General features: G+C 62.7%; 13 protein-coding genes and 2 tRNA genes. 8 read left to right on the top strand and 7 right to left on the bottom strand.

The features are described from left to right. Both ACFVTG_RS20855 and ACFVTG_RS20850 read right to left on the bottom strand, forming a co-directional pair. Positions 1–1,113, bottom strand: a 1,113-nt coding sequence (locus ACFVTG_RS20855; RefSeq protein WP_390282740.1) for a polysaccharide deacetylase family protein, incomplete at its 3' end; no start/stop codon positions are given. Between the two features lie 161 nt (positions 1,114–1,274). Further along, on the bottom strand, positions 1,275–2,045 hold the full coding sequence (locus ACFVTG_RS20850; RefSeq protein ID WP_390282739.1) for an MBL fold metallo-hydrolase: 771 nt from the start codon (positions 2,043–2,045) through the stop codon (positions 1,275–1,277). Positions 2,046–2,253: 208 nt separating this feature from the next. Here ACFVTG_RS20850 and ACFVTG_RS20845 point away from each other — a divergent pair. After that, positions 2,254–2,326: transfer RNA gene (locus tag ACFVTG_RS20845), tRNA-Asn, on the top strand. A 95-nt stretch (positions 2,327–2,421) separates the two neighbouring features. Here the strand turns inward: ACFVTG_RS20845 and ACFVTG_RS20840 are convergent. From ACFVTG_RS20840 to ACFVTG_RS20830, 3 genes are read right to left on the bottom strand one after another with little or no spacing between them, the layout of a single operon-like run. Next, a complete protein-coding gene (locus tag ACFVTG_RS20840; RefSeq protein ID WP_234750734.1) occupies positions 2,422–2,829 on the bottom strand; it encodes a hypothetical protein in 408 nt (135 codons plus the stop codon). Between the two features lie 60 nt (positions 2,830–2,889). Continuing rightward, on the bottom strand, positions 2,890–3,069 hold the full coding sequence (locus tag ACFVTG_RS20835; RefSeq protein WP_284752618.1) for a glycine zipper domain-containing protein: 180 nt from the start codon (positions 3,067–3,069) through the stop codon (positions 2,890–2,892). Positions 3,070–3,127: 58 nt separating this feature from the next. Further along, complete coding sequence (locus tag ACFVTG_RS20830; protein ID WP_284752699.1) at positions 3,128–4,357, bottom strand: multidrug effflux MFS transporter; 1,230 nt, start codon at positions 4,355–4,357, stop codon at positions 3,128–3,130. Between the two features lie 177 nt (positions 4,358–4,534). Here ACFVTG_RS20830 and ACFVTG_RS20825 point away from each other — a divergent pair, with 177 nt between their 5' ends. From ACFVTG_RS20825 to ACFVTG_RS20805, 5 genes are all read left to right on the top strand, one after another. Then, positions 4,535–5,383: a phage holin family protein gene (locus tag ACFVTG_RS20825; RefSeq protein ID WP_390282738.1), complete on the top strand. Its 849-nt coding sequence runs from the start codon at positions 4,535–4,537 to the stop codon at positions 5,381–5,383. 50 nt (positions 5,384–5,433) lie between these two features. Continuing rightward, positions 5,434–6,057 carry a CDP-alcohol phosphatidyltransferase family protein gene (locus tag ACFVTG_RS20820; RefSeq protein WP_390282737.1) on the top strand — a complete coding sequence of 208 codons (624 nt, stop codon included), beginning with the start codon at positions 5,434–5,436 and terminating at the stop codon, positions 6,055–6,057. Further along, positions 6,057–6,962 carry a DMT family transporter gene (locus ACFVTG_RS20815; protein WP_284752621.1) on the top strand — a complete coding sequence of 302 codons (906 nt, stop codon included), beginning with the start codon at positions 6,057–6,059 and terminating at the stop codon, positions 6,960–6,962. Before ACFVTG_RS20820 ends, ACFVTG_RS20815 begins: the two co-directional genes overlap by 1 nt. Before the next feature lie 112 nt (positions 6,963–7,074). Then, positions 7,075–8,271 carry a glycosyltransferase gene (locus ACFVTG_RS20810; protein WP_390282736.1) on the top strand — a complete coding sequence of 399 codons (1,197 nt, stop codon included), beginning with the start codon at positions 7,075–7,077 and terminating at the stop codon, positions 8,269–8,271. Positions 8,272–8,375: 104 nt separating this feature from the next. Then, positions 8,376–8,449: transfer RNA gene (locus ACFVTG_RS20805), tRNA-Ile, on the top strand. A gap of 102 nt (positions 8,450–8,551) precedes the next feature. Here ACFVTG_RS20805 and ACFVTG_RS20800 read toward each other — a convergent pair. Beyond that, positions 8,552–9,733 carry a tyrosine-type recombinase/integrase gene (locus ACFVTG_RS20800; RefSeq protein WP_390282735.1) on the bottom strand — a complete coding sequence of 394 codons (1,182 nt, stop codon included), beginning with the start codon at positions 9,731–9,733 and terminating at the stop codon, positions 8,552–8,554. A 44-nt stretch (positions 9,734–9,777) separates the two neighbouring features. Beyond that, the gene (gene mobF / locus ACFVTG_RS20795; RefSeq protein ID WP_390282734.1) at positions 9,778–13,428 is read right to left on the bottom strand and encodes a MobF family relaxase; all 3,651 of its coding nucleotides are present in this window, start codon (positions 13,426–13,428) and stop codon (positions 9,778–9,780) included. Positions 13,429–13,753: 325 nt separating this feature from the next. Between mobF and ACFVTG_RS20790 the strand changes: the two genes are divergently transcribed. Both ACFVTG_RS20790 and ACFVTG_RS20785 read left to right on the top strand, forming a co-directional pair. Continuing rightward, the gene (locus ACFVTG_RS20790; protein WP_390282733.1) at positions 13,754–14,167 is read left to right on the top strand and encodes a hypothetical protein; all 414 of its coding nucleotides are present in this window, start codon (positions 13,754–13,756) and stop codon (positions 14,165–14,167) included. Beyond that, complete coding sequence (locus tag ACFVTG_RS20785; protein WP_390282732.1) at positions 14,148–14,507, top strand: helix-turn-helix domain-containing protein; 360 nt, start codon at positions 14,148–14,150, stop codon at positions 14,505–14,507. The genes ACFVTG_RS20790 and ACFVTG_RS20785 overlap by 20 nt, the downstream gene beginning before the upstream one ends. Positions 14,508–14,713: the final 206 nt, after the last annotated feature.

The following is a 14,713-nucleotide window of genomic DNA, read 5'->3' as shown; positions in this document are numbered from 1 at the left end:
CGTGACCGTGAAGGTGTAGGCCGTGCCGTTAGTCAATCCGGTGACGGTCGCCGTCGTCGAGGGCGGATTTCCGGTAACCGTCACCGGAGCCAGGGACGTGGCCCCCGCATGCGGGGTCACGGCGTACGAAGTGATCGCCGAGCCGCCGTTGGCCGGAGCCGTCCACGACACCACCGCCGAGGCGTTGCCCGCCGTCGCGGCCACCCCGGCCGGAGCCGCAGGCGCCGTCACGGTTGATGCGTTGCCCAGCGCCTGGGCGACCGTTTGAACGGATGTGGTTCCGTTGGCTGTTCTCCCCGCCAGCCAAGTGACAAAGGTCTTGAAGAGATTGGGGTCGATGGTCAAAGTGGGATCTGTCCCGACGGCGATGTGGTGGAAGGTCAGCTGGACCCAGCCCCCTCCCGGTTCCGCGTTGGTAACCAGGTTCTCGAGGTTCTGCAGCGTCCACGTGCTGTCGACTTCGTCCGGAGCCGCTGTGTTGTATGGATTGGCCGGGGGAAGGGTTTCGGCGAAGGGACAGCCCGAGCAACTGGCCGGCGAACGGATGTCCCCCAAATTGCGCGCACTAGCAAAACCGCAATTCTTCACGATTTGCTCGACGGAAGGGTTTTCGGCGGCGAAGGGATATGCGAAATCTGTGGCGTTGAACCCCCAGCTTGCAAGCGTGGTCCGTCCGCCGCAAACCTCGTTGGTGGCGGCCGAGGTGGACAACGTGGTGAGGTCCGGGTGGGTGATGGTGTGGCCACCGATCTCGTTGCCGTCCGCAGCGATGGTGTTCAAGTTGGCTCGCGTGAGCCATGACGGATTATCGATCCAACTGGTCGTAATGAAGAAGGTGCCGTGCAATCCGAGCGATTTCAGCAACTGTTCGGCAGGGAGCTGATCGGCGTTGCCATCGTCGAAGGTCAGGCTGATGATTGTTTTCGGCACTGCAGCCCGCGCAGGGGTCCCCGAGTAGACAACGGTGTAGCCGAGCAACAACAGCACGGACGCGGCCGTGGCGAAGCGGAACCATGCGTTACGGATGCCAGGTGTCCTCCCATGCCAAGCGGAGGGGTGCCCAGCGGAAGAGCGCCCCGGGTGCCGCCGGAACAGTATGGTCAGGAGCCGCATCGGCTTCCCCTTTTTCTGAACAGACCGGGTCGGAATCCCCAGGTCCGGAGCTTATTGGCTATGCAAGGCAAGGTTAAGAGTGGGTGGTACCCGTTTTGGACCGGGTTCCCGCTCTCTTCACTCGGGCTCCGATACGCGTATCCGGCCGGGAGGCTGCCGACTCAAGCGAAGGGGGAGTACGTGCCGTCAGAGACTAGCTCGATTGTCCCGTCGAGTGAGCTCAACGCCGGCCCATGGCCCGGCAGGATGATCTCTGCGTCCAACTGCTTGAGGACTTCTACGCTGGCCAAGATTTTCGCCGGGCGGTGATGGAAGACGGCGGGCAACAGCTGAAGCCCGCAGACCGGACTGACCGCGTGGCCAGTGATGAGCGCGTCCCCGGTGACCACGGCCTTGGCTGAACGGACGAAGAACGATGCATGGCCGCTGGTGTGCCCGCCGGTGGCAATGATCCGGGGAGATCCCGGGAGCGCGGCCAGAGTGTCCTGGGTCATTGCAGCGACGCCCGGGACGGCGACGTCGGACAAGCCCCCGGATCGGATGGCGTGTATGGCCCACGCGCCGACCCTGGGGCGGAGGATGCGCAATCCAAGATCCTTGACGGTGACTTGTTCGAGGACCTCGCGGCGAATGTTTGGCAACTCCGCATGAGACGCAAATACCGGAATGCCCATTGCCGATATTCTCGCTGCATTGCCGATGTGATCCGAGTGACCATGCGTCAGGAGAACTCCGGCGGCATTTTCCATGGCCAGTCCCAGGAAATTGATGCTCGATTGGAGCAATGGCCAGTTACCGGGATAGCCCGTGTCAATGAGGGTGAATTCTTCGTCCCGCTTGAGGATCGTCCAGTTGACAGCGGGGCCTTGGACGAAAAAGACGTCCTCGGCAACCTCCTTCACGTTGTCCTCAGCAGACCAGTTCTTCGACATGCTTCCCCTGTTCGCATGGGCGCCTCGTATGGGCCTGGGAGGTGCCTCGTGCGCGCCTCGTGCGCGCCGGACCATCCTATCCTCGGTGAGGGCGCGGGCTCCGCAGTATTAGTGATACCCCGGAGGGGTATTGTGCCGTCCCTCCCGCGGTGCCCGAGGCTCGATTTCACTTGAGGCAAAACCTTTGCTAAAGTCATAACCGCTTCATTCCTCCGTAGCTCAATTGGCAGAGCATTCGACTGTTAATCGAAGGGTTACTGGTTCAAGTCCAGTCGGAGGAGCGCAAAGGCCCCGCACCGGTTTTCCAGGTGCGGGGCCTTATTTTTTGCCTGATTTTGTTCCATCATTCGAACGGCAGAATCCCACCGCCACGTCTTTAGACGAAGTCCATCTCCACTTGCAGGAACCTTGCTGCTTCGGCCACGGCGGACTGGAAGGCGTCATCCTCGGTGGGCGGCGTCCTCGGTTCCCTCGGATGCCATTCATGGGCGGCGGAATGGACTCGGGTGAATCCGCCACCCGGTGGTGCGTAGAAGATTCCGAAGCGTTGGACGGGCCATTCAGGAGAGGTCTCCGGAGCCACGAGCAGTGCCGCGCCATTTGTCGGATTGAACCATTGCGCAATCGGGCGGCGGCGGTCCTCCGTGAAGAGTCCGGCCGCATAGAGGGCCGCGGATTGCGGGCTTGTCACCGTGCATAGACGATCCCACCACAGCGGCAGGATGCCATCATCCCTGCGCTGCCATGGGGCTGGAATGGGTTGCAGTTCCTGCCAACGGGGCACACCTCAACTTTATCGCCGGGCCATGACCGGCAACAGGCCTCGAACCAAGGGGAGGCCTGCCTAGTCCCGTTTCCAGGGCCCGGGATTGATCCGGTAGAGGATTGCGGAACCGACGACGGCGCCCAGCAGGGCTCCGAATACAGGGTTTCCGGCCCCGCGGCCAAGGAAGAAGCCGACGACGGCGCCAAGCATCGCTCCGAGGAAAAGTCCCCTGCCGTTGCGGTGCGGTTTGCGCGTCATGGCTTGAGCCTACTTGCCCGCGCACAGGTCCGGGCCTCGAACATCAGTGGACTGTGCATCAGTGGATGGAGGGCACGGACCGCGGCCGCACGACGAGCCAGAGGGCGGCCACGGCGCCTGCGAGGCACACGGCCTGGACGGCACCCATGGGAACGGCAGAGCCAACGCCAAGCCAACCAACCACGGGCGGGATGATTCCGGCCATCAGGAAGTTCGAGGCACCCAGCAGGGAAGCCGCGGTTCCGGCCTGCGCGCCATGGTTGGCCAGGGCAATCACCTGGACACAGGGGAACATGAACCCGGTGGCTAGGATGTAGAACCACAGCGGGACCATGACGCCCCACAGACCGAAGCCGAGCAGATCGAACACCACGATCAACACCGCCATCAGGAACATCCAGACCGTGGCGAACGCCATGATCCACTGGGGTGCCACTCGCCTGATGACCCTGGAACTGATTTGGACGCCGGCTACGATGCCCAGGGAGTTGACACCGAACAGCAGGCCGTATTCCTGCGGGGAGAAGTTGTAGACCTGTTGGAACAGGAAAGTGGACGCGGAAAGGTAGGCAAACAGGCCGCCGAAGTTGAACCCGCCCACGAGCAGCATCCCGACGAAAATCCGGTCGGCGAAGACGGCCTTGTAGCGTTGGCCCGCCGTCGAAGTCGTCTGCCGGCGGAGTTCGGCAGGATACGTTTCCCGGATGAGGAACACTGCGGCAATGATCACGAGGATTCCGTAGCTGGCCAGGAAGTAGAAGATCCCGGGCCATGGCATTATCAACAGCAGTTGTGAACCGATAATCGGAGCCAGAATAGGCGCGAGGCCGTTCACCAGCGACATGCGGGAGAACATCCGCACCATGGCGTAGCCCGCGAAGAGGTCCCGGACCATGGCCATTGCCACCACGCCCCCGCCGGCTGCACCTACGCCCATGAGGACACGGAACAGGGCAAGGGTGCTGATGTCCGTGGACAGTGCGGCGCCGAGGGAGGACCCGATGTGCAGAGCCGTCGCCAGGATCAAGGGCATGCGGCGTCCGAATTTGTCGCTGAACGGCCCCACCACCAATTGGCCAATGGCGAAGCCAACTGTTGTGCCGGTCAGTGTGAGTTGGATCGCAGCCGCAGACACGTCGAAATGATGCTCCAGCGCGGGAAACGCCGGCAAATAGAGATCCACTGTAAATGGACCCAAGGCGGTCAATGCGCCAAGTAGCAGGATATAGAGGAGTTTTTCGCGTCGACTGAGGGAATCGCCCGGTACAGGGGGAGTGTTCACGATTATCAATCCTATGTGCGACAGATCATATTTATCGGCGATGGCGGAGGCGCGCCGCAGGACCGTCCGGAAGTTGAGGCTGAAGCTGAATGGTAGTTTTGTGGACAGGTGCGCGTGGGCGGTTGTATTCGTCTCCGTGCCGGAGCCGGGTACGAGCAAGAAGGAAGCAGTGAGGCGGAACCTATGAGTGGACGTCACAGCGGCCGGGCTGGCCAACGCCCGGGCATTTCGGCGTTGCCGAACACCCTGAAACTTGCGGCCAGGCTCGCGCCGCGGCAGCTCAATGACGAAATCAGCCTTGCCAAGCTTGAACTCAAGGGCAAAGGCAAACAGCTGGGTATCGCCGGCGCTTTCGTTGGCGTTGCGCTGATCTTTCTCTCTTTGCTCGTCATCGCCTTGGTTGTAGCGGCCATCTTGGGTTTGGCCACCGTCATGCCTCCGTGGCTGGCTGCGCTCGTGGTCGCGGCGGCGTTCCTATTGATCATCCTCATCGGAGCCCTCGTCGCCTTCCGCGCGTTCAAGGGGGCCATGCCGTTTGTACCTGAGAAGACCATCCGAGGCATCAAGCACGATCTCGGCATAGTCAAGGAAGGCACGTCCTTCGACGCCAGCATCCTTGACCCGTCGTCGGATGCCTACAAAGCGGCGGAAGCAGCGAAAACGGCCGCCGCCGAGAAGGCCAAGGCCGAAAAGGCCGCCAAGGCAGAAGCACACAAGGCCGAGCAGCCCCCCGCCCCGAGCGAAGCTGAGCTGCTCCGCCGTCTGGAGCAGCGGCGCGAGCACCTCGCCGACGTTCGCGATCAGCTGGGCGTCGAGCTCGACGTCAAGACCCAGGGAAAGGTCCTGCGCGACGTTGCAGGGCAAAAGCTCGACGACGGACTCCGGCTTGCTGCCGACAAGCTCGCAGATTTCAGTGAGAAGGTTCCAGCCGGGCTGCCGGAGCGGCTCGCCGCGCACTGGAAAGAGCTCTTTCTCTTCGCCGCTTCCGCCACGGTGGCCGCAGTAGGACTGCGGAAGCTGTTCAAGAAGTAATCGGAACGGCAAGCAGCAGCGCCAGCTGCGGACTACGGAAAGGGGGACAGGTGAAGTTCATTGGTGCAGGCGCACGCCCGGGCCAGCCACAGATCGACCACGATCTCATCTTCACCGTCCCCAATTTCCTGACTGTGTTGCGCTTCATGGGTGTTCCCCTGTTCGTGTGGCTGGTGCTGTGGCAAAGGGAATACGGTTTCGCTGTGCTCGTGCTAGCGATCATGGGCGGCACAGACTGGGTGGATGGCTACGTCGCGCGGCGTTTCAACCAAACCTCCAAACTGGGCCGCATCCTCGATCCCGTCGCGGACCGTCTGGCCCTCATCACCGTCGCTGTCACTCTCGCCATCGCCGGGGTGGTGGATTGGTGGTACTTGGCCGCCCTGGTGGTGCCCGACGTCGTTCTTGCCACCGCTTCGCTGTTCTATTTCCATAGCCACCCCGACCTTCCAGTGAGCAGGATCGGCAAGATCCGGACGGCGTTCCTGCTCCTCGGCACGCCTCTTCTGGTCCTCTCGAAGCTCGCGATTCCCTACACCAACGTCTACTTCGTGATCGCCTGGGTCTGCCTGGGCTTGGGTCTGGCAGGGCACTGGGTGGCGGCCTACAACTACTTCTGGGCAATCCTCCGCAAGGGGAAAGAACTCAAAGCCCACGACGGCGGCCGCAGCTGATGGCCTGGTTCGCAGTCCTTCTTGCGGTGCTTGGCGCTTTCTGCCTCGCCATTGGCGCCCAGCGCCAGGGCAGCGCGGTCAAGGCCGATACCGGTGGCCTCGCCCTTAGTTCCCAGGGTTTCCTGAGGCTTCTCCGAAATCCGCGGTGGGTGCTCGGCCTGCTGTTGCTTGCCTTGGGCATGTGCATGAACGCCATTGCCTTGGTGTCGGCACCCCTGACGGTGGTGCAGCCCATCGGAGCCATCGCCTTGGTCATCACCACGGTGGTCAACGCCAAGGACCAGGGACTCAGTATCAACCGCGGCACGGTGGTGGCGATCTCGGCTTGCGTGACCGGATCGGCGATGTTCGTCCTACTGGCTGTCAACGCCACACAGGAGAACCATCACGTCAGCGGCGAGGACGAAATTACCATCGTTCTCCTGCTGGCACTCGCCGTCGGGCTTTTTGGAACGTTGGCGGTCATGTTCCGGCACCGCATGAGCGCCTTTGTGTACATCCTGGGTGCCGGCGTGTTGTTCGGCTTCGTGGCGGTCCTGACACGCATCATCGGCCGGCACCTGCTGGACCCCAATGGGCACTTCCTGCTCAATGTGCAGTGGTATACCGTGGTTGCCATTGCCGCTGCCGGCGGTCTCGGTTCTTGGTTCGTGCAGAGTGCCTATTCGGGCGGGCCGCCGGACCTGGTGATCGCTGGGTTGACTGTGATCGACCCCATTGTCGGAATTGCCATCGGGATCGCAATTTTGGGTGAGCTTCGTCCCGATGTGCACGCCGTGCTGGCAATCGCCATGGCTGTGGCCGCTTCCCTTGCTATCGTGGGGGTTATTGCCCTGAGCCGGCACCATCCCGAGGTCACCAAGCGAAAACGTGACGCGAAGGCGGCAGCAAGCCGGAAGGCCTAGGGCAAAAAGTTCGACAACCGTGCCCCGCACACCCGCGGCAGGCAACCGGCGAAGACACCGCAGGGCCAGGCGTTTTGCGATGTTCGCACCGTGACCATCAGGAGTTCTCCACGTGACCGTTCCCGAAACCAACAAACCCCTCACCATCCTGATCGCGGCGGAGACCTACCGCCCGAACGTCAACGGTGCTGCTCAGTTCGGGTACCGGCTTGCCAAAGGCATGAAGGCGCGGGGGCACAACGTCCACGTGCTGGCCTGCCGGGCGGACAACGGCAAGAGCTTCACCGAATTCGGGGATGAAGGCACCGTGCACCGCTTGAAGTCCCACGGCGTCTTTACACACGAGTACTTTCGCATTTGCTACCCCTGGGAAATCAAGAACGACATTCGGCTGCTCTTCGACAAGGTGCAGCCCGACGTCGTTCACATCCAAAGCCATTACATGATCGGCGAGCACGTTCTCTACGAGGCCAAGAAACGTGGCATCCGGATCATAGCCACCAACCACTTCATGCCTGAAAACCTGAACCCGTTCTTGCCGTTCCCGCAGTGGTTCAAGGACATCATCGGGCGGGTCTCGTGGAAGGACATGGGCAAGGTCATGGGCCTGGCAGACGTCGTAACCACTCCCACGCCGCTTGCCGCGAAAGCCATGCATCAGCACGCTTTCCTTCGCAAGGTCCTGCCTCTGTCCAACGGTATTGACGCGGCCGCTTATGAATTGGGCCCGGGCGAAGAGATCGAGCCGCATGCCAACCCCACCGTCCTCTTTGTCGGCCGCCTTGCCGAAGAAAAGCATGTAGACGTCCTGATCGACGCCGTCTCCAAGACACCCGCCGAACTCAACGTGCATCTTGAAATCGTCGGCGGCGGCGAGGTCCGTGCCTCACTGGAGGCCCAAGCCAAGCGCCTGGGCCTGGGGGAGCGGGTCAGGTTCCTGGGCCTCGCGAGCGATGAGGACCTGAGGAAGGCGTACATTCGCGCTGACCTGTTCTGCATGCCCGGAACCGCCGAACTGCAGTCCCTCGTGACGCTCGAGGCGATGTCGGCGTCGACACCGGTTCTGCTCGCCAACGCGATGGCCCTGCCGCACCTCGTGCGCGAAGGCGAGAACGGGCATCTGTTCACGCCTGGGGACAGCAGCGAGCTGGCAGCCCGGATCACCGAGCTCTTCCGCCTGCCGGCGGGCGAACTCGAAGCCATGGGCAAGGCGAGCCGCGCCATGGTGGAGCCGCACAGCATCCAAGGCACGCTGCAGACGTTCGAGGACCTCTACCGCGGGGCGAGCTATGAGGACAAGGTCATCTAGTCACCTGGACACGGCGTAGACCCCCGGTTGGCGTCGGTACCCGAATTGTTTTGCTAGAGTGTTTTGGCCGGGAGGACGCCGACAAAGCGGCCCCGGGCCGACTCGGGGCTATAGCTCAGCTGGTTAGAGCGCGGGACTCATAATCCTAAGGTCCTCGGTTCAAGTCCGAGTAGCCCTACCCGAAAAGTGCCCCTGACCTGCGGAAACGCGGTGAGGGGGCACTCTCGTTTTTGCGTTATAGGGTCATCACCCACCGGAAACCCACCGGAAACGTTTTGAGCTAGTTACCGAATGCCTCCAGCAGCGAGGTGTTATCCGGCGCCTCGTGGGTCTTCTGGACGTAGTGCTTCCTCGTCACGTTTTCGCTGGAGTGGCCAAGCTGGGCGGAAGCGACAGCCACGCCTGACGAGGCTTCCAGCAGGGTTCCAACGGTCTTTCTGAAGGTGTGCGGGGTAACCCATTGGAATCCAAGATCCAAGCTTGCAGAACGCCATTGCCTCCGGAAGTTGTTGGGATCGCGCAGCGAACCGATGGCCGAGGGGAACACGACGTCCCAGGCGTTGGCCTCCAGCTGCCCAATTTGCCGTCTCAGGAGCATTTCCACGGCGAAAGACGGTAGGAAGTACTTTTGCCGTGAATTGGCGCTCTTGGGGTGGTCCTGGATGGTCAGCCCCTTCTTGGGCACGTAGACAATCGTTCCGTTCACCGTGACGGTTGGTTTCTCGGATTTCAGATCGACGTCCTTCCACCGTATGGCCAAGGCCTCGCCAATGCGTGCGCCCGTGGCGAGCATGATGTCGATGACGTCGAGGATGTCCACGGTCGGGTATCGGCCGGCCTGCTTTTTGTCGGCCTCCCATTGCCTGAGTCCTGCACGTAATGCCCCAACCTCTGTCACGGTTAGCGCCCGGACTTCCTTGTGATTTATCGGGATCGTAGCCACATCCCGCAAGGGGTTCCCATCCAGGGCGCCGTGGCGTGCCGCGAGGCCGAGCATTCCAGACAGCACCGTTTTACACTGCTTCGCCGTACCGTTGCCATGCTTGATGCGCATGGTCTTGAGGAAACGATCCAAAGTGGAGACTGTTGCTTCTCGAATCCGTAAGCCCCCGACTCCGGGAGAAACGTAATTTTCCAGGATGTCCCTATACCGAGTGCGCGTATTGATGGCGCGATCAGCATCCTCAAATTCCGCCCACCAAATCAGACCGAGCTTGCTGATCCGAGTGTCTGACGTGATGTCTTCGCCTGCGGGCATGGCTCGGTCAGTGAGCGCAGCAATCAGAAGCCGTTCGGCCTTTCCACCTTTGTCGTTCTTCGACGTGGCGGCCGCCCGAGCCTCGACTTTGCGGGTGACGCCGTCGAAGTCCCGGAATCTGGCCATTGCGCGCCAGACCCCTGGCGATACCTCATCTCGGCTGATCTTGCCCCAGGTGCCGATTTGGAGCGGTGGCCTAGACATTGCGGGTGCTCCCTTCTCGCCCGATTGGCCTGCTCGAGCTCAGTTTAAAGCTGCCAGCCGACATTTATCAGGCTGGCCTCTCGCGTGGGCGGCTGGTCAAGCCCCATGCCGGGCTGCTGCCTGGCGACTGCCGTGCGTCCGGCGGCCTTGATGAGTCGCTGAACGCTCACGGTCTGAGAATTCCGCTCCCATTCGTAATCCGCGGGGACGGGTCCGAGCGGAAGCGGCGAGTCGTCGATGCCCCATCTATCCCGGTAGACAGCGACTGCGCCAATCACGCGGCGTAGATCCGCACGAGCGTTCGGTCGCAGAGCCTCGAGGAGGTTCCGCTTCCATTCGGGGTCATTTATGAGTGCTTCGAACGTGACTTTGTCGACCCGGCGTCGTATTCGCTTCTGTACCTGGCTGATTGTGTTGGCAAGGTCGGGCCGGGCGGTGTTGATGACCTCAAACAGGGGATCAGGCCCGGCAACGGGCATCTCGGACAAGAAGTGACGGAGCCGGGAGTGGATGACTGCGGTGGGGTCCTTAGCGGACCCGCTTGTCTCCAACGCCTTGACGACAATCCGTCGTGCACCCGGCGGGCTGACACTTGTGGATCGGCGCCAGGCTGCCACGGTCGCTCCCCACGACGGGGATTGTTGCAATTCCTCTGCCCTTCCCGGGGCGTGGATCTTAAGGAACTTGGTTAGGTCCTCGGCCGCCGCAATTTGCGCCAGGTAGTCGTATTCGGCGCTGAGCCGTTCCAGGCTGTCGGCGCTGGATCGTTCGGCGTCGCGAACTTCGTGGGCGGTCCGTTCGGCACCTTCGGCCGCGAGCACTTCGCCCAGGATTTCCTGCCATTGCGGTTCCATGGAGGGGTCCAGCGGTTCGTGGTCGCCGGGATCGTTCTCGCTGACGTAAGCGTAATTGCCGCCGCGTCCGCGGGTCATGCTGACGTAGAGAAGCTCGCGGGTGAGCCGGCCTTGGGTGACGACGGTGTGGCCGGTGTCCACCGTGATTCCCTGGGAGCGGTGGGCAGTGGTCGCGTATCCCAGCTCCACGGCCGACTCCACGTAGTCGCGGTGCAGCGTGATGGTGGCGCCGGTGTCCCTGCGGACCGCTACGAGGGAGCCGTAGCGCCTGCGGACACGTACGACGTCGAGGAGGGTGCCGTTGCGGAGGAAGTCACCGTTGCTGTCCGCAACGGTGCGGTCGTTGCGGCGCGCGATCACCGTGTCACCTTGGCCGGCCCACTGCCCGTCGCCCAGAAGGACGGTCTGTTCGGCGTCCACGAGTCCTTGGATCACGCGGTCCGCCTGGGCGCGTTCGTTGAGCATGCCGACCGTGTCGTTATCCGCCGCGATGAGGATGGACGATCTTCCCGCGCGGATGTCGGATTGCCAGTTCAGGTAGGCCTGGTCGACCAGGTCCAGGTAAGCGCCGTGCCGGATCCGCTCGTGCCGGTCGTAGTCGGTGATGGCAGCGAAGTCGCCGAGGCGGAGCTTCAGGGATGCGTCCCGTTCCCAGGCGTGTTCGAACCGCCAGATGGTGCTCAGCCGGCTCGTTTTGCCTTGCCGGTCGAGCCAGCCGAGGACGCCGCCTGCGTCGATGGCGTCCAGCTGCCCGGGGTCGCCCACCAACAGCACTTTGGCTTCGGCGTCCCGGGCCTGGTGCACCAGCGCCGAGAGCTGAAGGGTGGAGACCATGGAGGCTTCGTCGACGACGACCAACTGGTTCGGATGGAACCGCCACCGGTCCTGTTCGGCAGCCAAGCGGGTTGTCTCCTGCGCCAGGCGGAGGCTTGGAGCGGGGGAGTTGCCGAGACCCTGCTCGGCGGCGAAGAAGCGTTCGGCCCGGTGGCCGGCTCCCTGGCCGACGGATTCGTAGAGCCACTTCGCCACATTTTCGGTGGCCATGGACAGTTCCCGTCCCAGGACCTCGGCGCTCGCCGCGGCGGGAGCCAATCCGACCACGCTGCCGGGCCCGAATTCCGCCTCCCATGCGGCCTTGACCGCGCCGAGGGTAGTGGTCTTGCCAGTGCCGGCGGGGCCGACGACGGCGTCGAGCCGGTTCCCACTCAGCAGCACAGCGGCAGCGGCGGCCCGCTGGTCCTCATGCAGACCGAATTTGCCGTGGTGTTTGTATCCGGCGAGTGCCTCCATCGCAAGGGTGGCGCGGATGGAGGGGCCGCCGTCGTCGTTCCTTCCGGCCATGATGGTCTCCTCGCTGGCGAGGGTCGTGGCGTCCGTGTAGAGACGGGATCCGTGGAAGTCGAAGACGCTCTGCTTGCCGAGGCGGAGATCGGGGCGCGCGTCCGCGGGGACGCTGTACCGGTATTCGTTCAGAGGGACCGACTGGCTCTCGGCGGCGGTGGCGACGGCGTCGATGAGGGCGTTGCGGTCCTGCGGGGCATGGCAGCGGATCGCGGCGCAGACGCGTTCCGCTGCGGCGAGGAGGTTCCACCGGTTCCAGGTGGAGCGCTTGGCCGCGACACGTTCCCGGGTCAGTGATCCGACAGCGTCGACCCAGGACTCTTCGAAGTCGCAGTCTCGGAAAGGGGCGGCATGCGCGCGTCGCACGGTGTTGGCCAGCACGAGGCGGGGTTCGAAACCTTTGGCGAGGGCCCGTGCTTGCCATTGTGCGGAGAGCTCGTGCAGCGGCGTGACCGTCTCGGGCTTGGGCGTTCGCGTGGAAAGGGTTGCCTGCTGGCGGAGCTTGATGGTGGTGGTCGCGGTAGGAGGAGTGCCGTGGGCTTTGGTCCATTCGGCCACCAGGCGGTCGGTCTCCGCCTCGATGAGGCGGGAACGTTTGGAGAATTCGCGGATCAGGTCGTCGTCGACGCCGGCGAGGTGCGCGCCGGGGTTGTGCGTGGTTGCTGCGGGTTCGCGGATGTCGATGTCGGTCCCGAGCTGGAGGTGGAGGGCGTCGAAGAGCAGGCCGTTGTAGTGCTCGCTGGCGGCGACCGCGGCCTTGTAGAGCGTCCGGGAGTCCAGGGTCACCCAGGCGCCGTCGGTGATGCGCCGGATGCGGTTGGCGATGACCAGGTGCGTGTGCAGCTGAGGGTCCCCGGCGCGTGATTCCCAGTGGTCGAACGCTGCAGCGATCACGCCTCGGGTGCCGATCCGGGCGACGCCGTTGCGCCCCGCCCTCGTGTGGATGACAAGTTCTTCGAGCCAATCCAAGGTGGCGTTGACGGCGTCGTGGTGGGTTGCCAGGATCCGGTCCTGGAGGGCCCGTGGGCTCAGCGCCCAGAGAACGGACACGGACTTGGGCACGCTGAAGGTCAGATCGAAACCGGCCACGGAGCGGCGCGTGCTGCTTTGTCCTTGGTTGTCTTGGACAAGCGTAGGCTGTCCGTGCGGGCGGCCCAGGGGAGCGCCCGAGTCCGGATGGACAGCTTGGTCGAAGACTGCTTTGGCATCGGTTTCCGTGACCGCGTCGCCGCCGGTGCGGTTGATGCCGTCCAGGCCGGAGCCAAGCCAGAGCCCCTGTGGTGTCCCGGCCTTCATGTAGTAGCTGGTTGCGTCCGGGGGAGTGGGCGAGACGTCGTCCATCATCGTGGTCTTGAATAGGTACTTCAGGCCGGACTGGGCAGAAAGCCTGGCGATCGACATGGTCATGGCCGTGTCCGTGTCCGCCGTCGACGGTCTCGCTGCCGGTTCGCGCGGAGTGTAAAGCAGAATCGCTGCGAGGTGCGAGAAGGTTCGAAGCATTCACCACATTCGTCGCAAATTTTCTCATTCACGTCGGTTCATCGACAGTGAGCCCAACCGCGACATGACGTGCCGTGAGTCAGCGCCCACGGCGACAGCCTTGAATGCCAGAGTTGTGGCGTTGAAGGGCTTATAGGCGTGCTCACGCGGAGGCAAGCTCAAGGACTGTGGCTCTGTCAGCTCGGCGAAGTAGGTTGCTTTGGATTCCGGCAAGAGACGAGAGGGGGTGGGATGGGGAGCTTTGGCCGAAGGCCGCTCGACGAAAAACCGTGAGCGACGGTCAAGATGACTTGTAATGCATATGGCTTGGAAGCCATAATCAGATATGGAACTTTTCTGGCCGGAAAGCTTTGACGAGCAGCTGGACCGGCTGGAGGACGAAGCTGATCATGGTGATGAGAGGGCCAGAGCGGTATTCGAGTATGTCGTCGCGGAGATGGACTATCTGCGCCGGTTGCCAGCACCACCTACGTCCGAGACCCCGACCCTCAAGCCGGTTCGTCAGTCGAAGAAACATGAAGTGTGGCGGGTATCCCACCCCTACCATCACGGCATTGCGGTGCGGCTCATTTGTTGGTTTCCTCCCGATGAAAATACCGCAGTAGTGGCCCTGTTTTCGGGGGATAAGGCCAACATGGGGGATGTTTTCTACGACAGCGTGGGAAGCAGGGCGGACCAAATCATCGATCAATGGATCAGAGAAGGGGAGGGTGAGGAAAATGGTGAGGAAGACCTTTAGGAAGGGCAACGACCGGCTCGACCGTATCCTGGCAAAGCCGGGCATTACCGAGCGTGTCGCTGAAATCCGGGAAGCGTCGGCGCGCGAGGATCGCATCTACGCACTGAACCTGGCCACGATCCGCAAGGCGGCGGAGTTGACTCAGGACGAGTTGGCGCAAAGGCTCGGGATTGATCAGAGCGTGGTCTCGAAGACGGAGCGGCGCGAAGACATGCTTCTGTCGACTCTTATGGATTATCTTTCCGCCGCGGGCGTTGAAGACGCAAAGATGGTCGTTCATGTGAATGGTCGCGAAATAGAACTGGACCTTCGCAGCCTGCAGCATCACGTGCAAGGCTAAAATCGGCTTCTAATCTGCCCCGCAACACGCGGCGGACGTGTCTACACGGAGTGTGTCCCGGATGCTATTCGTGTCGGCGGTGATGCACGCCAGGCTTCGATGGGACCAAATTCCGGGCGTTCGGGCGGTCGTGGTCGTCAGATTCCGGCGTCGTTCTGGTAGAGGATCCTAACCGCTGGGCACGAGGGGCCGGAGTGCAACTTGGG

It is taken from the genome of Arthrobacter sp. NPDC058127, assembly GCF_042884555.1.
GTDB lineage: Bacteria > Actinomycetota > Actinomycetes > Actinomycetales > Micrococcaceae > Arthrobacter.
This window is presented reverse-complemented; position numbering and strand designations above follow the sequence as displayed.